Source organism: Myceligenerans xiligouense, assembly GCF_003814695.1.
Classification (GTDB): Bacteria; Actinomycetota; Actinomycetes; order Actinomycetales; family Cellulomonadaceae; genus Myceligenerans; species Myceligenerans xiligouense.
On record NZ_RKQZ01000001.1, the window covers coordinates 1,296,796 to 1,313,650 of the forward strand.

Here is a 16,855-nt window from a genome sequence, read left to right on the forward strand (position 1 = left end):
GCGGCCGAACCTGCAGATGCGGCCGGATCATGGACATGCAGGCGCACGTGCGGAACGATATGCGGTGTGGACTACCGAATCGCGGAAGCGGCCGAGCTCCTCGGTGTCAGCGACGACACGATGCGCCGCTGGGCCGACGCCGGGCGCGTCGCGACCGCGACCCGGGGCGGGCGCACGGTGATCCCGGGCACCGGTCTGGCGGAGCTGGCCGCCTCCCTCGTCGACGCGGGTGAGCACGCCCGCACCCGCGGCAGCTCCGTGAGCGCCCGCAACCGGATGACCGGCCTCGTCACCCGCGTCACCAAGGACACCGTGATGGCCCAGATCGAGATGGTCTGCGGCCCCTACCGGATGGTCTCCCTGATGAGCGCCGAGGCCGCCACCGAGCTCGGGCTGGAGCCCGGCGTCCGGGCCATCGCCTCGGTGAAGTCGACGAACGTCGTCGTGGAGCGTCCCTGATGGCACGCCGGGCCGGAACGGTCCTGGCGTCCGTCGCCGCCCTCGCCCTGACCGCGTGCGGAACCGGCGCCGCCGACGACGACGCCACGCTCCAGATCCTCGCGGCCGCCTCGCTCACGGACGCGTTCACCGAGCTCGGCACCCGGTTCGAGGCCGAGCACGACGGCGTCGACGTCGAGTTCTCCTTCGGATCCAGCACGGACCTCGCCCAGCAGGCCGCTGACGGCGCCCCCGGCGACGTCCTCGCCACCGCCGACGAGGACACGATGGCGATCGCCACCGCAGCCGGCGCCGTCGCGGATCCCCTGGTCTTCGCGACGAACGTGATGGTCATCGTCACGCCTCAGGACAACCCGGCCGGCGTCCGGTCCCTCGACGACCTCGCTGGCACCACCTGGGTGCGCTGCGCGGACGAGGCCCCCTGCGGCAAGGCCGCGCGTGCCGTGCTGGAGCGCGCCGGGACCACCGCCCGGCCCGCGAGCCTCGAGGAGGACGCGCGCGCCACCCTCGACAAGGTGCTCTCCGGCGAGGCGGACGCCTCGCTCGTCTACGCCACCGACGCCGCCTCCGCGGGCGACGCCGTCACCACGATCGACATCCCCGCAGCCGAACGCGAGCGCAACCCGTACCTGCTCGCGACCCTCGGCCGGGCGGGCGACGCGGACCTCGCGGGGGAGTGGGCCGCGTTCGTGACCGGGCCGGACGGCGAGGCCGTCCTCACCGAGGCGGGATTCTCCCGGCCATGACGGGACCGGCCGCGGACGGCGGTTCCCGGCGCCGGCCGCGCGACCCTCTCGGCCGGGCGCCGCTCGTCCTGCTGATCCCCGCCGTGCTCGCGGTGCTGCTGCTCGTGACCCCACTGGTGACTATGGTCGCGGCCACCGACCCGGCGAGCCTGGTCGCCGCGCTCCGTTCCGAGGCCGTCCGCGACGCCCTGTGGCTCTCGATCGTCACCTCCACCGCCGCCATCGTGATCTGCCTGGTGCTCGGGCTGCCGCTCGCCTGGGTGCTCGCCCGCGTCGACTTCCGCGGGCGGCGGCTGGTGCGGTCGCTGGTGATCGTGCCGATGGTGCTGCCTCCCGTCGTCGCCGGCATCGCCCTGCGGACGGCGTTCGGGCGCTCCGGTCTCCTCGGGGAGCCGCTGCTCGGCCTCACCGGGTTCGCGTTCCCGTACACCACCTGGGGAGTGGTGCTCGCGCACGTCTTCGTGGCGCTGCCGTTCGTCGTGATCAGCATGGAGGGCGGCCTGCGCGCCGCCGGTCCCGTGTACGACGCCGCCGCCGCCACCCTCGGCGCGTCCCGCCGGCTCACGTTCCGCCGCGTCACCGTGCCGCTCGCGATGCCCGGCATCGCCGCCGCGCTCGTCCTCGGCTGGGCCCGCTCGCTCGGTGAGTTCGGCGCGACCATCACCTTCAACGGCAACTATCCCGGCATCACCCAGACCATGCCGACATTGATCTATGTCGAGCGGCAGGCCGACACCGACGCCGTCCTCGCGCTCAGCCTCGTCATGCTCGCCGTGTCCGTCGGCGTGCTGGTCGCGCTCCGCGACCGCTGGCTGGTGACCGCATGAGCGGGGGCGGCGGGCTGTCGGCGCGCCTGGCGGTCCCCGCCCGGCTGGACGTCGAGCTGACGGCCGCACCCGGCGACGTCGTCGCCGTCGTCGGCCCCAACGGGGCGGGCAAGACCACGCTCGTGCAGGCGCTCGCGGGCCTGCACCCCGCGGCCGGGACGGTGCGGCTCGGCGGGACCGACCTCACGCCGTTGCCGCCGCAGGAGCGCCACGTGGGTGTCGTGTTCCAGGACCGGCGGCTGTTTCCGCACCTGAGCGCGTTGGAGAACGTGGCGTTCGGGCCACGCACCCGGGGAGTCGCGGCCGGGCGGGCGCGCGCCGTCGCCCGTGACTGGCTCGACCGTCTCGGCGTCGGTGCCCTGGCGGCGCGGCGGCCGGGCGAGCTGTCCGGCGGCCAGGCCCAGCGGGTCGCGATCGCCCGGGCGCTCGCGACCGATCCCGCGCTCCTGCTCCTCGACGAGCCGTTCACGGGGCTCGACGTCGGTGTCGCCGCAGCGCTCCGGATCGAGCTCGCCGGGCATCTGGCGCGGTACGACGGCGTCACCGTGCTGGTCACCCACGACGCGATCGATGCCCTGACCCTCGCCACCACGGTCGCGGTGCTCGACGGGGGCCGCCTGGTCCAGACCGGGCCGCCCCACGAGGTCGCCGCGCGTCCCCGGACCGAGCACGTCGCCCGGCTGGTCGGCCTCAACGTGATCCGCGACGGTGACCGTCACCGGGCGTTCTCGCCGTCGGCGGTGACGGTCTCGGTGCACGTGCCCGACGACTCGGCGCGTCACCGCTGGCCGGGGACCGTCCGGAGCGCGGCCCCGCACGGCGACGCGGTCCGCCTGCAGGTGCACGGGGACCACGACCTGATCGCCGATGTCACCCCGGCCGCGACCCGGGAGCTCGGCCTGGTCCCGGGCCGCCGGGTCTGGCTGTCGGTCAAGGAGACGGCGATCACGACGTACTGAGGTGCCGCGCCGCCGGATCGGGTCAGGCCGTGACGACCTTGAGGTCCGTGGGGACGTTGCCGCGCGTGGCGTTCGAGTAGGGGCAGATCTGGTGGGCGGCGGCGACGAGGCGCTCCGCCACCGGCTGGTCCACGCCGCCGATCTCGACCGTGAGCGCGGCCTCCAGGGCGAGGCCGCCCGCGTCGTTCGGGCCGACGGCCACGTCCGCGGTGACGGCCGTGTCGCTGATCGGGGTCTTCTCCTGGCGCGCCACGAGCTTGAGCGCGCTGTGGAAGCAGGCCGCCCAGCCGGCGGCGAAGAGCTGCTCCGGGTTGGTGGCCCCGCCGGTTCCGCCGAGCTCCTTCTGGACGGCGAGGTCGACGTCGAGCAGGCCGTCCGACGTGACGGCGTGGCCGTCGCGACCGTCTCCGGTGGCGGTGGCTGAGGCGGTGTACAGAGCGGGCATGAAGTCCTCCGTCGATGAGTAGAAAGAACGATCGTTCTACTTTTGCGCCCACTACACCCCGGAACGTGCCACGGTGTCAAGGCTCCGTCACGGCCGCGCCGCTACCGTGGAGGCATGGTCACCCACTCGCCCACCGCGGAGGCGCGACCCTCCGCCGCCCGTGACCGCCTGCTGCGCACGGCCTCCGCGCTGTTCTACGCCGACGGTGTCCGCGGCGTCGGGGTCGAGCGGGTGGTCGCCGAGGCGTCGGTCACGCGCGCCACGTTCTACCGGCACTTCGCCGGCAAGGAAGCCCTGGTGGTCGCCTACATCGAGGCGGCGGACGCGGCGGTGCGGAGGCGCGCCGGCGAGCCGCCGTCGGGCACCCCGGAGCGCGCGAGGGCATGGCTCGCGGCGGCGACGGACGTGGTGGGGGAGACGGTGTGCGCGCCCGGCTTCCGGGGCTGCGCCTTCATCAACGCGGCGGCGGAGTACCCGGATCCGTCCAGCCCGGTGCGCCAGGCGGTGCGGGCGCACCGGGCCTGGCTGCTCGGCGTGGTCACGGAGGCGCTGCGCGGGGCCGGGCACCCGGACCCGGCCGCGGCGGGCCGGCGCTGGATGGTGATGCGGGACGGCGCGATGGTCGGCGGGTACCTCGGCGACCCGGCCGAGGCGCGGGACACGTTGCGGGCGGGCGTGCGGGACCTGCTGGCGGAGGCCCCCTGACCTACGCGGTCTCCCCGTGGTCCGGGGGCGCCGGCGCGGCGCGGTCCGGCCAGTGCAGGACCGTCAGCGAGACGCAGACGGCGACGAAGCCCATCAGCCAGCCCGCCGGGATGTCGCTGAGCCAGTGGTATCCCATCCAGGCCACGAGCGGGCCGCTGACGGCGAGCAGCGCCACCACGCACATGACGCCCCGGCGGAACCGGCGGGGGTCCGGGCGCAGGCCGGCCGATCCGTACAGCAGGAACACCACCATCGTGGCGGTGAACGCCGTGTTGGCGGCGTGCCCGGACGGGAACGCCTGCCCTCCGGCGTGCAGCAGGTCGACGCCGGTGATCGGGCTCGAGCGTCCCAGACCGAACTTCACCGGGTAGCCGATCGCCGCGATCGTCGCGAGGCCTGCCATCACGGCGTACAGCGGGCGTAGTCCGCCCCGCCGGTACGCGACGAGGGCGCCCGCGCCCATGACGACCGGCACCGTCGCCCAGCGCTCACCGGTGACGAACGCCTGGACCTCGAGGAACGTGGCCATCCCGCCCTGGGCCCGGCGCGCGTACACCCACTCGCGGGCGACCCAGTCCCAGGCGACGAACGGCCCCGCGGAGACCACCTGGAGCACCATCCACACGAACACGAGCGTGAGAACCACGCCGACGGTGGCCGGGGCGACCCACGGCTGCGTCGCGGTGCCGCTCCGGGCGGAAAGGAGGTCGGCGCGGACGCGGCTCGCGAGATCGCTCGCGGTCCGGGTCCCGACGAGGTCCGGGACCGGCGGGACCGCCGGGGCCGGCGCGGGCCGGGCCCGGTTCGCGGCGAGCGCGCCGGCGTCCGGCACTCCCCGTCCCGGTGCGACGCCGTACGCCGCGCTGTGAGCCCCCTGAATTCGCAACATCGCCGGTGATCCTATGGTCGAATTCACCCCCTCGTCCCGGCTTGTGCCCGGGTCGCACGAGAGATTCACAAGGGCTCGATAATGGTTATGCCGCCGTGATCATCGCTGCTCGCACAATGTGTGACGGGTCACCGGCGCGAGGCGGCGGCGGCCACCGCGCACGCCTGAGAAACTGGTCCCATGCCCCCTCGCCCGCACGTGCTCCTGTCGGTCGCGGCGTCCCTCGACGGGTACATCGACGACGCCCGTGACGAGCGGCTCGTGCTCTCGGACAGCGCGGACCTCGACCGCGTCGACGAGGAGCGGGCGCGGGTGGACGCGATCCTCGTCGGCGCCGGGACGATCCGCGCCGACGACCCGCGCCTGGAGGTGCGGTCCGCGGAGCGCCGAGAGAAGCGGGTCGCCGACTCGCGGCCCGCGACCCCGATCAAGGTCACCGTCACGGCCGGCGGCGGCCTCGACCCGCGGTCCCGGTTCTTCGCCGGTGAGGCCGCCAGGATCGTCTACACGACCGACGCCGCGGCCGGCGAGGCCCGCTCCCGTCTCGGTGCCGTGGCCGACGTCGTCCCGCTCGGCCCGCGGGTCGACCCGGCCGCGATCCTGAGCGATCTCGGCGGCCGCGGTGTCGAACGGCTGATGGTCGAGGGCGGCAGCCGGATGCACACCCTGTTCCTCACGGCCGGCCTGGTGGACGAGCTGCACCTCGTTGTCGCGCCCTTCTTCGTCGGGGACGCCGCCGCGCCGCGGTTCACCGGCGCCGGCGTCTTCCCCCAGAGCCCCGCCCGGCCGATGGCCCTGCTCGAGGCCCGTCCCCTGGGCGACCTCGTCCTGCTGCGCTACGCGCCCGGGCCCGGGCACGTCCCCGGCGCGGCCGAGGCCGGTGCCGCACGATGACCGGCACGACGCCCGGCGCCGGGGCCGCGACGCCCGCGGACCGTGAGCTCCTCCTCGAGGCGATCGCGCTGGCTCACCGGTGCCCGCCGTCGCGCACGGCGTTCAGCGTCGGCGCGATCGTCGTGGCCGACGACGGTGCCGTGCTCGGCCGTGGCTGGTCGCGCCGCCACGACTCGACCGAGCACGCCGAGGAGTCGGCGCTGGCGGAGGTGGCGGCGGGGGACCGCCACCGGCTGCGCGCCGCCACGATCTACACGTCGCTCGAACCGTGCAGCAAGCGGGCCTCCCGCGAGGTGACCTGCACCGAGCACATCCTGGCCACGGGAATCCCGCGGATCGTGTTCGCCTGGTCGGAGCCCGAGCTGTTCGTCGAGGGGCGGGGCGCGGAGATCCTCGGGCGTGCGGGCCGGACGGTCATCCAGCTCTCCGACCTCGCCGGCGCCGCCCGCGAGCCCAACCTCCACCTGCTCGGCGGGGCCTGACCGCTCAGGGCGCGGTGGTCTCCGCGACGATCTCCTCGATCTCGTCGGCGAGGGCGCCGCGGTCCGCCGGGACCAGGCCGATGCGCGTGCGGCGGTCCAGGACGTCGTCGGCGTCGAGGGCGCCCTCGTGGGTGACGGCCCACTCGATCTCGGCCCGTGCGATCCGCAGGTGCCCGACGGCGGTCGCCGCCCGGTCGGTACGCGCGGCGGCGATCACCCGGTGTGCCTCGGTGCCGTGCCGGGCCGTGACGGCGGCCCACAGCCGCGGGTCCGTCCCGGGCGGCGGCGCGCTCCGGGCGGAGGGCGCGCCGCGGGTTCCGGGGGCCGCCGCGCCGGGAGCGCCGGCCAGCGGGAGCGAGTGCGTGCGGCACGGCGCGGCCCGGAGGTCCGCGTGGCGGATCGCCGCGTCGACCGCGTCCTGGGCCATCTGCCGGTAGGTGGTGAGCTTGCCGCCCAGGACGTTCACCGCGCCCGTGCCCTCCGAGACCGTCACGAGGTGCCGCCGGGACATGTCGGCCGTGCCGCGCCCGCCGCCCGCCGGGGTGGCGGTGTCGACCAGCGGGCGGAGCCCCGCGTACGCGCCCACGACGTCGTCACTGGTGAGCGGCAGCTCCAGCACGCGCGAGACCGTGCGGAGCAGGAAGCCGATCTCGGCGGGTGTCGGCTCGGCGACGTCGGGCACCGGTCCGGGCGCCTCCTCGTCCGTGAGCCCGACGAACACGCGACCGTGCTGCTGCGGCAGCGCGAACACGAACCGGCTGACCGACCCGGGCAGCGGCACCATCAGTCCGGCCCGCGGGCTTCCCAGCCGCTGCGCCGGAACCACCAGGTGGGTGCCGCGGCTCGGGCGCAGCCGCACCGACGGGTCGATCGTGCCCGCCCAGACGCCGGTCGCGCTGATCACCGCGCGCGCCCGGACGCTCAGGCTCTCACCGGTGACGGTGCAGGTCAGGTCGGCGCCGTCGGGCCTGATCCGGTCGGCACGGGTGCGCGTCAGCACCCGCGCGCCCAGCCCGGCCGCCGTGCGGGCGAGTGCGACGACGAGCCGTGCGTCGTCCACGAGCTGCCCGTCGTGCCCGAGGATCCCGCCGCGCAGGCCGGCGGGCGCCAGGGCGGGAGCGAGGCGGAGGGCGTCCGCGGCGCTCGTGCGGCGCCAGGGCGGCAGTGCCGACGACGGCGTCCGGGCACCCCGGCGCAGCAGGTCGCCGAGCGACATGCCGACCGCGGCGACCGCCACCTGCCGGGCGGACACCGCGGGGAGCACCGGCACGAGCTGGCCCAGCGGGCGCACCAGGTGCGGGGCGATCCGTGTCATGAGCAGGTGACGTTCGCGGGCGCTCTCGCGGGCGACGGCGAGGTCGCCCGTCGCGAGGTAGCGCAGCCCGCCGTGCACGAGCTTCGAGCTGAACCGCGACGTGCCCCAGGCGAGGTCGCGCGCCTCCACCAGGGCCACGGACAAGCCGCGGGAGGCGGCGTCGAGCGCGACGCCCGCGCCGGTCACGCCACCACCGACCACGAGTACGTCGACCTCGGCAGAGGCCAGCCCGTCGAGCTCGCGGGCTCGGCGGGCGGCGTTCAGCGCGGTGGGATCCGGCGCGGTCGGGTCCCGTCTCACGGCCGCAGGTAGGAGTCGAGGGCGTGGGCCAGTTCGGCGCGCCAGGCGTCCGGGGCGACCAGGTCGGCGACCGTCGGGCCGGACAGCAGCGCGCCCTGGGAGAGGATCAGCAGCATCAGCGCCATGTCGTGCGGGTCGCCGGCCCGGATCGTGCCACCGGCCTGCGCGGCCGAGATCGCGGAGGCGATCCACTCGTGGATGACGCGCTGCGACCGCCCGATGCGCTGCAGCGTGTAGCGGGTGAACACCTCGGGCTCGCGCCGCAGCAGCCGCCGGAACACCGGGTCGGCGCGGAACAGGTCACCGAAGTCCAGCACTCCCGCGACGATCGCGGCACGATCAGGGGTGCCGGGGCCGTGCCGGGCCCGTGACACGAGCAGCTGGGCGCGGTGGCCGAGCAGGGCGCGGACCGCGTCGTCGGACGAGCTGAAGCGCCGGTAGACCGTGGGCCGGCTGACCTCGGCCTCCCGGGCGAGCTCCGCGATCGTCAGCCCTTTCAGGCCCCGCGTGGCGACCAGGCGTCCCGCCGCGTCGAGGAGCCGGACGCCGATCGCGTCGAGCGCGAGGTCGGGTCCCGGACCGGACGGGGGGCCGTCGTCGTCGGCAGCGTCGTCGACGGCGACGACGACACCCGGAGGCGGTGCGTTACGAACTGACATGATGTGTAACACTGTAATCCATGACGGAGCACACCGAGGTTCTCGACATGCGGTGGGACGGTTGGGGCGACCCCGCCAAGGCCACGGAGAAGCTGCCCGGCGGCGTCAGCCTCCTGCTCACCGCCGTGCTCGGGCACCGGCCGCGGCGAACCGCGCGGATCCGGCCGGCCGACGTCGAGCTCACCACGCCGGAGCTCCCCGCCGACGACGTCCGGGCCCTGGCCGCCGCGGTCGGAGCCGAGTACGTGCGCACCGACCACGACGCGCGCGTGCTGCACGCCGGTGGCAAGTCGACCCCGGACCTCGTGCGCCGCCGGGCGCGCGAGCAGGCCGCCCCGGGCGCCGTCGTGCTGCCGGGCAGCGAGGCCGGTGTCGCCGCGGTGCTGCGGATCGCGGCGGAAAAAGGGCTCGCCGTGGTCCCGTTCGGCGGCGGGACCGCCGTCACCGGAGGGCTGGAGCCCGACGCCGGGGACCACCGGCAGGTGATCAGCCTCGACCTGCGGCGGCTCGCGGGCCTGGAACGGCTCGACGACGTGTCCGGCGAGGCCACGTTCTGGGCGGGCACACGGGCACCCGCGGCCGAGGCGGCGCTCGCGGAGCGCGGGTTCGAGCTGGGGCACTTCCCGCAGAGCTTCGAGTTCGCGTCGCTCGGCGGGTTCGCGGCGATGCGCTCGTCGGGCCAGAACTCGGCCGGGCACGGGAGGTTCGACGCCATGGTGACCGGGCTGCGCGTGGTGACGCCGACCGGGACGCTGGACCTCGGGCGGGCGCCGGGTTCCGCCGCGGGCCCGGACCTGGTTCGGGCGTTCCTCGGCTCGGAGGGTGTGTTCGGTGTGATCACACAGGTCCGGGTGCGGGTGCACGAGACGCCGGCCGAGCGGCTCCGCGACGCCTTCACGTTCCCCGATTTCCGGTCGGGAGCCGACGCGCTGCGGCGGGTGACGCAGGCCGGTACCGGGCCGACCGTGATCCGGCTGTCCGACGAGGCGGAGACCGCGGTGTCGCTCGCGCAGGTGGGGAGCATCGGCAAGGCGCTGGGCAAGGGGTGCACCGCGATCGTGCTGCACGAGGGGCCCGCGGACCTCGCCCGGGCCCGGCGTGACGCCACGGCGGCGGTGCTGACCGCGGCGGGCGGGAAGCCGGCGTCGGGCAAGCTGGCCGAGTCCTGGGACCACGGCCGGTTCGGCGCCCCCTACCTGCGCGACACGCTGCTGGAGCACGGGGTGTTCGCGGAGACGCTCGAAACCGCCACCACCTGGTCCAACCTGCACGTGCTCCGGACGGCGGTCACCGAGGCCCTGACCCAGGGGCTCGGCGCGGCCGGCGCGCGGCACCGCATCCTGTGCCACGTGTCGCACGTGTACCCGACGGGCGCGTCGCTCTACTTCACGGTGGTGGCGGGGCTGGCGGGGGACATGGCCGCCGCGTGGGAGCCGGTCAAGGCGCGCGTGAACGACGCGATCGTGACCGCGGGCGGGACCATCTCGCACCACCACGGCGTCGGGACGGACCACGCCCCGTGGCTGGAGCGGGAGATCGGGGAGCACGGCCTGCGCGTCCTGCGCGCGATCAAGAGGGAGCTGGACCCGGCGGGCGTCATGAACCCGGGCACGCTCCTGCCCCGGGCGTGAGCCCGGCCGTGCCCGGCGGCGCGGCGGGGCCCGTAGGATCAGGCGCGTGAAGCACGTTCGGACGGGTATGGCGTGGCTCGGAGGCGTGTCCGCCGCCCTGCTCGCCCTCGGCACATGGCAGGTGGTGGTGTCCGGGCCGTTCGTCGCGGCCGACTGGGAGTACCACCTCTGGGCGGACGCCAACCTCCCCGCGGGACTGGCGAAGTGGCTGCTCGACGCCTTCGCCACGGTCAGCGGCGAGCGCCTGTTCACCCTGCCCGTGCTCGGTGTGCTCGCCGGCTGGCAGGCGCTGCGCGGGCGTGACTGGCGGCCGCTCGTCGCGGTGGTCGCGGGGCTGGCGATCATCGCGGTGGTCGGCTACTCGCTGAAGTTCGGCCTGGGCCGCACGATGCCGTACACGGGCGTCGACGTGCTGTTCGGCGGCGGGCGGGCCTGGCCGTCGGGGCATGCCGCGAACGCCGCGTACACCTGGGCGATGGCCGGGATCCTGCTCATCGGCGAGCGGGGCCTGCGGCCGCGGCGGGCGTGGCTCGCGCCGTGGATGGTGGTGAGCGGCGTCGTCACGGTGGTCTCCGGGTGGATCATGGTGCGGGTCGACTACCACTGGATCAGCGATGTGCCCGGCGGGTGGGTGCTGGGGCTGCTGGCGCTGGCCGTGTCCGTGGCCGTCCTGCACGGCGACCCCCCGATCCCGATGCAGGCGCCGTGGGCGCTCCGCCTGCGGGAGCGGCTGTTCGCCGGCTCGCGTCGCTGACGTCCGGTTCGCGCCCGCTCCGCGCACGATCCTGTCCGGATCGTGACTTGGGGGCGACCGGATTGTGGTCGGGGGTCCGCTAACATCCACGAGTGCCCTTGTGCGGGGCATCGAAAGACCAGGTCCACGCGGATCCACCCGGAAGGGAGCGGCATGGACGACAGCGGGCACATCGCGGTGCTCGTCAATCCCGCGTCGCGGCGTGGCGCGGGTGCCGAGCATGCCGGTGCGGTGCTGCGCCGGCTCGTCGAGCGCGGCGCCACGGTCCGCACCTACCAGGGCACGGCACCCGACGACACGCCCCGCCTCGCGAAGGAGGCGGTCGCGGCCGGTCCTGACGTGCTGGCGGTCGCGGGTGGCGACGGCACGATCGCCGCCGTGCTCCCGTACCTGACCGGCACCGGCGTGCCGCTCGCCGTCGTCGGCGGGGGAACGGGGAACGACCTCGCGCGGATGCACGGCATCCCGCCGGGCCCGCGGGACGCGGCCGACGTCGTGCTCGACGGCGACCGCCGGCTCGTCGACACCGGCACGATCACCGGTGACGACGGCACCGTCACGTCCTTCGCGACGATCGCCTGCGCCGGGTTCGACTCGCGGGCCAACGAGCGCATCAACCGGATGCGCCGTCCGCGGGGCGCCGCCCGGTACACCCTCGGCACCTACCGCGAGCTGCTCGGGCTGCGCACCTTCTCCTACCGGCTCGTCCTCGATCCGCCGGCGCGTGCTGTCGGTCCCTTGACGAGCGGTCGTTCCGAGGTCGAGAAGTCGGCTCCCCGGGCGACCGAACGCACGGCCGACCGGCCGACCGCTCGACGACGGACCGACGAGCCCACCGAGGTTCCCGGCCATCTGCTCGCGATCGGCAACACGCGCTACTACGGCGGCGGACGCCCGATCCTTCCCGAGGCCGACGCGCGCGACGGTCTCCTGGACATCACGCTCGTCGAGGCGGTGGGCCGCCTCCGTCTCATCGGTCTGGACCGGCCGATCAAGCGCGGTGAGCACCTGAGCCGCCCTGGTGTCCGCGCGTTGCGCGCCGCCTCCGTGCGCGTCGAGGCCGACGGCGACCTGGTCATGTACGCCGACGGCGAGCCGGTGGGGCCGCTGCCCGTGACCGTGACCGCCCAGCACCGGAACCTGATGCTGTGCCTGCCGAGGGACGGAGGACGACCATGACCGAACTCGGGCGCATGACCGGAGCCGAACGTCTCCCCGGACGCCTGATGCGAGCCGGGGACCTGGGCGGACCCGGTGCCGTGAGCGGCGCGGGCGAGGTGAGCGGCGCCGGCGAGCGGAGCGGGATCGGCCGCGGGGCCGGTGCCGGCGCCGCACCGGGGGCGGGGTACGTCCCGCGAAGCGTTCCCCGGCCCGCTCCGGAACGCCACGTGCGGCTCGGCGACGTCACCGACCGGCCCCTGCTCTCCGAGACCACGGCGGCCGACGATCCCGACCGGGTGTACTCCCGGCTGAGGAAGCAGTGGGGGGCCGTGGCACCCGTCGACCTGGAACCGGGCGTCCCGGCCTGGCTGGTGCTCGGGCACGCCGAGGTGGTCGCCGTCATGCGCGACGACCGCACGTTCGTCAAGGACCCGTCCATCTGGGGCGGGCACGACGACGGGCTGCTGGGCCCGCACTCCGGGCTGCGCCCCCTGATCTCCCGTGCCCCGCAGCACACCGCGATCCATCAGGACGGCGCCGAGCACATGCGCCTGCGCGCCCCGATCGACGACGCCCTGGAGCAGGTCGACGAGATCCGCACCGCCGTGGTCGTGCGGCGCCTGTGCACGATGCTGATCCAGCGGTTCGAGTGGCGCGGCCGGGCCGACCTCGTCGCCGAGTACGCCGCCGCCGTGCCCTTCCTCGTCATGTCCGAGCTGGCCGGGTACGACCCCGAGGACGCCCAGCGCGTGCAGGAGATCATCCAGGCGATCTTCGAGACCGGCCCGGACGCGCGCGAACTGCGCAAGGAGCTCGGCGGGATCGTCCGCACGCACATCGCCCGCAGCCGGCAGCGCACCACCGACGACATCGCGGGCGTGCTGTCACGCCACCCGGCGTTCCAGGACGACCTCGAACGTGCGCAGACCCTCATCGCCCTCACGTCGATCGCGAGCACGTCCCTGCTGTCGTGGGTGGCGCAGACCCTCACCCTGGTGCTGACGGACGAACGCTTCTCGAACCGCCTGCGCGGCGGCCGGCTGAACATCGACGACGCCCTCGACGAGGTCCTGTGGCGCTCGACCCCCAACCCGAACATGGTGCCGCGCTACGCCACGCGGGACGTGCTCCTCGACGACAAGCTCGTCGAGAAGGGCGACGCCGTGGTGATGTCCGTGCACGCGGCGAACCACGACCCGGCGATCCTCCCCGACGACGAGTGGGAGGAGATCGGCAACCGCGCCCACCTCTCCTTCGGCGGCGGGCCGCACGCCTGCCCGGCGCCCCGGCTCGCGCGCGTCATCGCGCGGATCGCGGCCGAGACGCTGGTGCGGCGCCTGCACGTGTCGTTCGACGGCGACCCCGCCGGCCTCGAGTGGGTGCCGTCGCCCTGGCTCCGGTACCCGGCCCGACTGCCGGTCACGTTCCCCGTTCCCCGCCGGACCGACGAAGAGGGCCGGACCGACCACGCGGACGAAAGGTAGGCACAGATGCAGATCGGTATCCCCGACGACGCGGGCCCCCTGGTTGCGGCGACGCCGTCGGCCGTCGGGCGGCTGTGCGCCCTCGGCTACGACGTCGTCGTCACCGAGGGCGCCGGAGCCGCCGCCGGGCTGCCCGACGACGACTACCGCGACGCCGGTGCGCTCGTCGTGTCCGACCCCGCCGTCGCGTGGGAGTCCGACGTGGTGGTCGCCACCGTGGTGCCCGACGACGTCACCGAGCGGATGCGGCCCGGCTCCACCCTCGTGGCCCGGCTCGCGCCCGCCGCGCATCCCGAACGTGTCCGGGCGCTGGCGGAACGCGGGATCACGGCGCTGGCCCTCGACGCCGTGCCCCGCATCTCCCGGGCGCAGTCCCTCGACGTGCTCTCCGTCCTGTCCAACGTCGCCGGCTACCGCGCCGTCGTGGAGGCCGCCGCCGAGTACTCCGGCATGTTCGGCGGCCAGGTCACCGCCGCCGGCAGCACCCGGCCCGCCACCGTCTTCGTGATCGGCGCCGGCGTCGCCGGGCTCGCGGCCCTCGGGGCCGCCACCGCGCTCGGCGCGCGCGTGCGCGCGTTCGACGTGCGCCCCGAGGTGGCCGAGCAGATCGAGTCCATGGGCGCCGAGTTCGTCTCCGAGCCCGAGGCGCAGCAGCAGATCAGCGCCGACGGGTACGCCGCGCCCCTCACCGAGGAGCAGCTCGCCGCCGCCCTGCGCCTGTACACGCGCGAGGCCGCCGCGGCGGACATCGTCATCACCACCGCACTCGTGCGCGGCACCGCACCGACCACGCTCACCGCCGAGGCCGTCGCGGCCATGCGCCCCGGCTCCGTCGTCGTCGACCTCGCGGCACCCGGCGGCGGCAACTGCGAGCTCACCGTCCCCGGCGAGCGGGTCCTGAGCGGCAACGGCGTCGTCGTGCTCGGGTACACCGACCTGCCCGCCCGCATGCCGCGCCACACCTCGGAGCTGTACGGCACGGCGGTCGCGAACCTGCTCACCCTGCTCACGCCCGCCAAGGACGGCGAGGCCCGGCTCGACCTCGACGACGTCGTGCAGCGTGGCATCACCGTCGCCCGCGGCGGCGAGGTGCTCTGGCCTCCGCCCGCCGTGCAGGTCAGCGCCGCACCGGCGGCCCCGGCGACGCCGCCCACCGACACCGCCCCGGGCGCCACGGGGAAGGCCCCGGCCCGACCCCGGCCCGCCTGGCTCGACGGAGCGCTCGCCGTCGCGGCCGCGGTGCTCGGCGGGCTCGCCGTCGCGGCCTCTCCGGCCGAGACCGTCGGGCACATCACGGTGCTGGCGCTCGCGATCGTCGTCGGGTTCTACGTGATCCGGTCCGTGACCCACGCGCTGCACACGCCGCTGATGAGCCAGACGAACGCCGTCTCGGGCATCATCCTGGTCGGCGCGCTGCTGCAGATCGGGTCGTCGTCGCTGCTCGTGACGGTGCTCGCGACGATCGCGGCGGCCGTGGCGAGCATCAACGTGTTCGGCGGGTTCCTCGTGACCCGCCGCATGCTGCGCATGTTCCGCAAGGCGGACGACGGCGGCGGGGCCGTCGGCGCCGGCGCGACGGGATCGAACGGCGCGGCCGGGGCGGCGAGGTCCACCGGCGCGACCGGGGTGGCGGGTACGACCGAGGGGAGCGTGTGATGACGACGACCGGACTGGTCCAGGGTGCCTCCGTGGTGGCGGCGGTGCTGTTCATCCTGTCCCTGGCGGGCCTGTCCCGGCAGGAGACCGCGAGGCGGGGCGTGAACCTCGGCATGGCCGGGATGGTGCTGGCGCTCGGCGCGACCGTCGCGCTCGCGCTGGTGCGTTCCGAGCGGCCGGTCGGCGTCACGGCGGCGCTCATCCTGTTCGTGCTGGTGGTGGGTGCGACCGTCGGCACCTGGCGGGCGCGCAGCGTCGAGATGACGCAGATGCCCGAGCTCATCGCGCTGCTGCACTCCTTCGTGGGACTCGCGGCCGTGCTGGTGGGGTACGGGTCGTTCCTCACGGCGTTCCCCCTGGGTGAGGGGGCGGCGGGCGGTCACGCCGGGGCCGCCGGGAGCGACACGGTGCACGCGATCGAGATCTATCTCGGCGTGCTCATCGGGGCCGTGACGTTCACGGGGTCTCTCGTGGCGTTCGGGAAGCTGTCCGGGAGGCTGAGGTCGGCGCCGGTGACGCTGCCCGCGCGCAACTGGCTGAACCTCGCCGTGGTGGTGGGATGCGCGGCACTGCTCGCCTGGTACATGATCGCGGTGGGACCCGCCGGCGGTGCCGCGGCCGTGGTGCCGCTGCTGCTCATGACGGTGCTCGCCCTCGCGCTGGGCTGGCACCTGGTCGCCGCGATCGGCGGGGGCGACATGCCCGTCGTCGTCTCGATGCTGAACTCCTACTCCGGCTGGGCCGCGGCCGCGGCCGGGTTCATGCTCGGCAACGACCTGCTGATCATCACGGGCGCGCTGGTCGGGTCCTCGGGTGCGATCCTCAGCTACATCATGTGCCGGGCGATGAACCGCTCGTTCGTGTCGGTGATCCTCGGCGGCTTCGGCACGGCGCCCGGCGGGGCCGCCGCGGACGGCCCCGCGGGCACCCACCGCGAGACGACGGCGGACGCCGTGGCGGCGCAGCTCGTCGGCGCGAGGTCCGTGATCATCGCCCCCGGGTACGGCATGGCCGTGGCCAAGGCGCAGTACCCGGTGGCGGACCTCGCGGCGAAGCTGGCCGAGCGGGGAGTGCGCGTGCGGTTCGCGATCCACCCGGTGGCCGGGCGGCTGCCGGGGCACATGAACGTGCTGCTCGCCGAGGCGAAGGTGCCGTACGACATCGTCGAGGGCATGGACGAGATCAACGCGGACTTCGACGAGACCGACGTCGTGCTCGTGATCGGCGCCAACGACACCGTGAACCCGGCCGCGCAGGAGGATCCGGGATCACCGATCGCGGGCATGCCGGTGCTGGAGGTGTGGCACGCGCGCGACGTCGTCGTCTTCAAGCGATCCATGGCCACCGGGTACGCGGGCGTGCAGAACCCGCTGTTCTTCAAGGACAACACCGAGATGCTGTTCGGCGACGCGAAAGACCGCGTGGAGGAGATCGTCAAGTCGCTGTAGACGTGGATATCGCTGCCCGGCGAGCGGCACGACGGGGCGAG

Annotated in this window: 17 protein-coding genes; 13 read left to right on the forward strand and 4 right to left on the reverse strand. The window is 74.9% G+C overall.

Annotated elements, in window-relative coordinates:
- Nucleotides 1–66 precede the first annotated feature (66 nt).
- From EDD34_RS05540 to EDD34_RS05555, 4 genes are read left to right on the forward strand one after another with little or no spacing between them, the layout of a single operon-like run.
- Entirely contained in the window at nucleotides 67–459 is a 393-nt protein-coding gene (locus EDD34_RS05540; protein WP_123813676.1) for a TOBE domain-containing protein, read from the forward strand.
- Nucleotides 459–1,205: a molybdate ABC transporter substrate-binding protein gene (modA, locus tag EDD34_RS05545; RefSeq protein WP_123813677.1), complete on the forward strand. Its 747-nt coding sequence runs from the start codon at nucleotides 459–461 to the stop codon at nucleotides 1,203–1,205. The genes EDD34_RS05540 and modA overlap by 1 nt, the downstream gene beginning before the upstream one ends.
- Nucleotides 1,202–2,032 (forward strand): ABC transporter permease, encoded by an 831-nt coding sequence (locus tag EDD34_RS05550; protein WP_123813678.1) that lies wholly within the window; start codon nucleotides 1,202–1,204, stop codon nucleotides 2,030–2,032. The genes modA and EDD34_RS05550 overlap by 4 nt, the downstream gene beginning before the upstream one ends.
- On the forward strand, nucleotides 2,029–2,991 hold the full coding sequence (locus tag EDD34_RS05555) for an ABC transporter ATP-binding protein (RefSeq protein ID WP_123813679.1): 963 nt from the start codon (nucleotides 2,029–2,031) through the stop codon (nucleotides 2,989–2,991). Before EDD34_RS05550 ends, EDD34_RS05555 begins: the two co-directional genes overlap by 4 nt.
- 22 nt (nucleotides 2,992–3,013) lie before the next feature.
- Here the strand turns inward: EDD34_RS05555 and EDD34_RS05560 are convergent, their stop codons facing one another.
- Complete coding sequence (locus EDD34_RS05560; protein WP_123813680.1) at nucleotides 3,014–3,436, reverse strand: organic hydroperoxide resistance protein; 423 nt, start codon at nucleotides 3,434–3,436, stop codon at nucleotides 3,014–3,016.
- Between the two features lie 114 nt (nucleotides 3,437–3,550).
- On the opposite strand from EDD34_RS05560, the gene EDD34_RS05565 reads away from it, so the two are divergent.
- Complete coding sequence (locus EDD34_RS05565; RefSeq protein ID WP_123813681.1) at nucleotides 3,551–4,141, forward strand: TetR/AcrR family transcriptional regulator; 591 nt, start codon at nucleotides 3,551–3,553, stop codon at nucleotides 4,139–4,141.
- A gap of 1 nt (nucleotide 4,142) precedes the next feature.
- On the opposite strand, the gene EDD34_RS05570 is transcribed toward EDD34_RS05565, so the two are convergent.
- Nucleotides 4,143–5,030 carry a phosphatase PAP2 family protein gene (locus EDD34_RS05570; protein WP_123813682.1) on the reverse strand — a complete coding sequence of 296 codons (888 nt, stop codon included), beginning with the start codon at nucleotides 5,028–5,030 and terminating at the stop codon, nucleotides 4,143–4,145.
- A 180-nt stretch (nucleotides 5,031–5,210) separates the two neighbouring features.
- Between EDD34_RS05570 and EDD34_RS05575 the strand changes: the two genes are divergently transcribed.
- Nucleotides 5,211–5,924, forward strand: a complete 714-nt coding sequence (locus EDD34_RS05575; protein ID WP_123813683.1) for a RibD family protein — start codon at nucleotides 5,211–5,213, stop codon at nucleotides 5,922–5,924.
- A complete protein-coding gene (locus EDD34_RS05580; protein ID WP_123813684.1) occupies nucleotides 5,921–6,406 on the forward strand; it encodes a deaminase in 486 nt (161 codons plus the stop codon). Before EDD34_RS05575 ends, EDD34_RS05580 begins: the two co-directional genes overlap by 4 nt.
- Before the next feature lie 4 nt (nucleotides 6,407–6,410).
- Here the strand turns inward: EDD34_RS05580 and EDD34_RS05585 are convergent, their stop codons facing one another.
- On the reverse strand, nucleotides 6,411–8,021 hold the full coding sequence (locus tag EDD34_RS05585) for a glycerol-3-phosphate dehydrogenase/oxidase (protein WP_123813685.1): 1,611 nt from the start codon (nucleotides 8,019–8,021) through the stop codon (nucleotides 6,411–6,413).
- Nucleotides 8,018–8,680, reverse strand: coding sequence for a TetR/AcrR family transcriptional regulator (locus tag EDD34_RS05590; RefSeq protein WP_123813686.1), 663 nt, complete (start codon nucleotides 8,678–8,680; stop codon nucleotides 8,018–8,020). The genes EDD34_RS05585 and EDD34_RS05590 overlap by 4 nt, the downstream gene beginning before the upstream one ends.
- 20 nt (nucleotides 8,681–8,700) lie before the next feature.
- Between EDD34_RS05590 and EDD34_RS05595 the strand changes: the two genes are divergently transcribed.
- From EDD34_RS05595 to pntB, 6 genes are all read left to right on the forward strand, one after another.
- On the forward strand, nucleotides 8,701–10,311 hold the full coding sequence (locus tag EDD34_RS05595) for an FAD-binding oxidoreductase (RefSeq protein ID WP_170176978.1): 1,611 nt from the start codon (nucleotides 8,701–8,703) through the stop codon (nucleotides 10,309–10,311).
- A gap of 46 nt (nucleotides 10,312–10,357) precedes the next feature.
- Complete coding sequence (locus tag EDD34_RS05600) at nucleotides 10,358–11,065, forward strand: phosphatase PAP2 family protein (RefSeq protein ID WP_123813687.1); 708 nt, start codon at nucleotides 10,358–10,360, stop codon at nucleotides 11,063–11,065.
- A 153-nt stretch (nucleotides 11,066–11,218) separates the two neighbouring features.
- Nucleotides 11,219–12,244: a diacylglycerol/lipid kinase family protein gene (locus EDD34_RS05605; protein WP_123813688.1), complete on the forward strand. Its 1,026-nt coding sequence runs from the start codon at nucleotides 11,219–11,221 to the stop codon at nucleotides 12,242–12,244.
- The gene (locus tag EDD34_RS05610; RefSeq protein WP_123813689.1) at nucleotides 12,241–13,710 is read left to right on the forward strand and encodes a cytochrome P450; all 1,470 of its coding nucleotides are present in this window, start codon (nucleotides 12,241–12,243) and stop codon (nucleotides 13,708–13,710) included. Before EDD34_RS05605 ends, EDD34_RS05610 begins: the two co-directional genes overlap by 4 nt.
- Nucleotides 13,711–13,716: 6 nt before the next feature.
- Nucleotides 13,717–15,366, forward strand: a complete 1,650-nt coding sequence (locus EDD34_RS05615; protein WP_123813690.1) for a Re/Si-specific NAD(P)(+) transhydrogenase subunit alpha — start codon at nucleotides 13,717–13,719, stop codon at nucleotides 15,364–15,366.
- Complete coding sequence (pntB, locus tag EDD34_RS05620; protein ID WP_123813691.1) at nucleotides 15,366–16,814, forward strand: Re/Si-specific NAD(P)(+) transhydrogenase subunit beta; 1,449 nt, start codon at nucleotides 15,366–15,368, stop codon at nucleotides 16,812–16,814. The genes EDD34_RS05615 and pntB overlap by 1 nt, the downstream gene beginning before the upstream one ends.
- The last annotated feature ends 41 nt before the right edge of the window (nucleotides 16,815–16,855 follow it).

What these genes read in the sequence shown, in the direction of transcription:
- modA (WP_123813677.1), top strand. Translation starts at nt 459, where the DNA reads ATGGCACGCCGGGCCGGAACGGTCCTGGCGTCCGTCGCCGCCCTCGCC.
- EDD34_RS05610 (WP_123813689.1), top strand. Translation starts at nt 12,241, where the DNA reads ATGACCGAACTCGGGCGCATGACCGGAGCCGAACGTCTCCCCGGACGC.
- EDD34_RS05565 (WP_123813681.1), top strand. Translation starts at nt 3,551, where the DNA reads ATGGTCACCCACTCGCCCACCGCGGAGGCGCGACCCTCCGCCGCCCGT.
- EDD34_RS05570 (WP_123813682.1), bottom strand. Translation starts at nt 5,030, where the DNA reads ATGTTGCGAATTCAGGGGGCTCACAGCGCGGCGTACGGCGTCGCACCG.
- EDD34_RS05560 (WP_123813680.1), bottom strand. Translation starts at nt 3,436, where the DNA reads ATGCCCGCTCTGTACACCGCCTCAGCCACCGCCACCGGAGACGGTCGC.
- EDD34_RS05575 (WP_123813683.1), top strand. Translation starts at nt 5,211, where the DNA reads ATGCCCCCTCGCCCGCACGTGCTCCTGTCGGTCGCGGCGTCCCTCGAC.
- EDD34_RS05550 (WP_123813678.1), top strand. Translation starts at nt 1,202, where the DNA reads ATGACGGGACCGGCCGCGGACGGCGGTTCCCGGCGCCGGCCGCGCGAC.
- pntB (WP_123813691.1), top strand. Translation starts at nt 15,366, where the DNA reads ATGACGACGACCGGACTGGTCCAGGGTGCCTCCGTGGTGGCGGCGGTG.
- EDD34_RS05615 (WP_123813690.1), top strand. Translation starts at nt 13,717, where the DNA reads ATGCAGATCGGTATCCCCGACGACGCGGGCCCCCTGGTTGCGGCGACG.
- EDD34_RS05590 (WP_123813686.1), bottom strand. Translation starts at nt 8,680, where the DNA reads ATGTCAGTTCGTAACGCACCGCCTCCGGGTGTCGTCGTCGCCGTCGAC.
- EDD34_RS05595 (WP_170176978.1), top strand. Translation starts at nt 8,701, where the DNA reads ATGACGGAGCACACCGAGGTTCTCGACATGCGGTGGGACGGTTGGGGC.
- EDD34_RS05580 (WP_123813684.1), top strand. Translation starts at nt 5,921, where the DNA reads ATGACCGGCACGACGCCCGGCGCCGGGGCCGCGACGCCCGCGGACCGT.
- EDD34_RS05605 (WP_123813688.1), top strand. Translation starts at nt 11,219, where the DNA reads ATGGACGACAGCGGGCACATCGCGGTGCTCGTCAATCCCGCGTCGCGG.
- EDD34_RS05555 (WP_123813679.1), top strand. Translation starts at nt 2,029, where the DNA reads ATGAGCGGGGGCGGCGGGCTGTCGGCGCGCCTGGCGGTCCCCGCCCGG.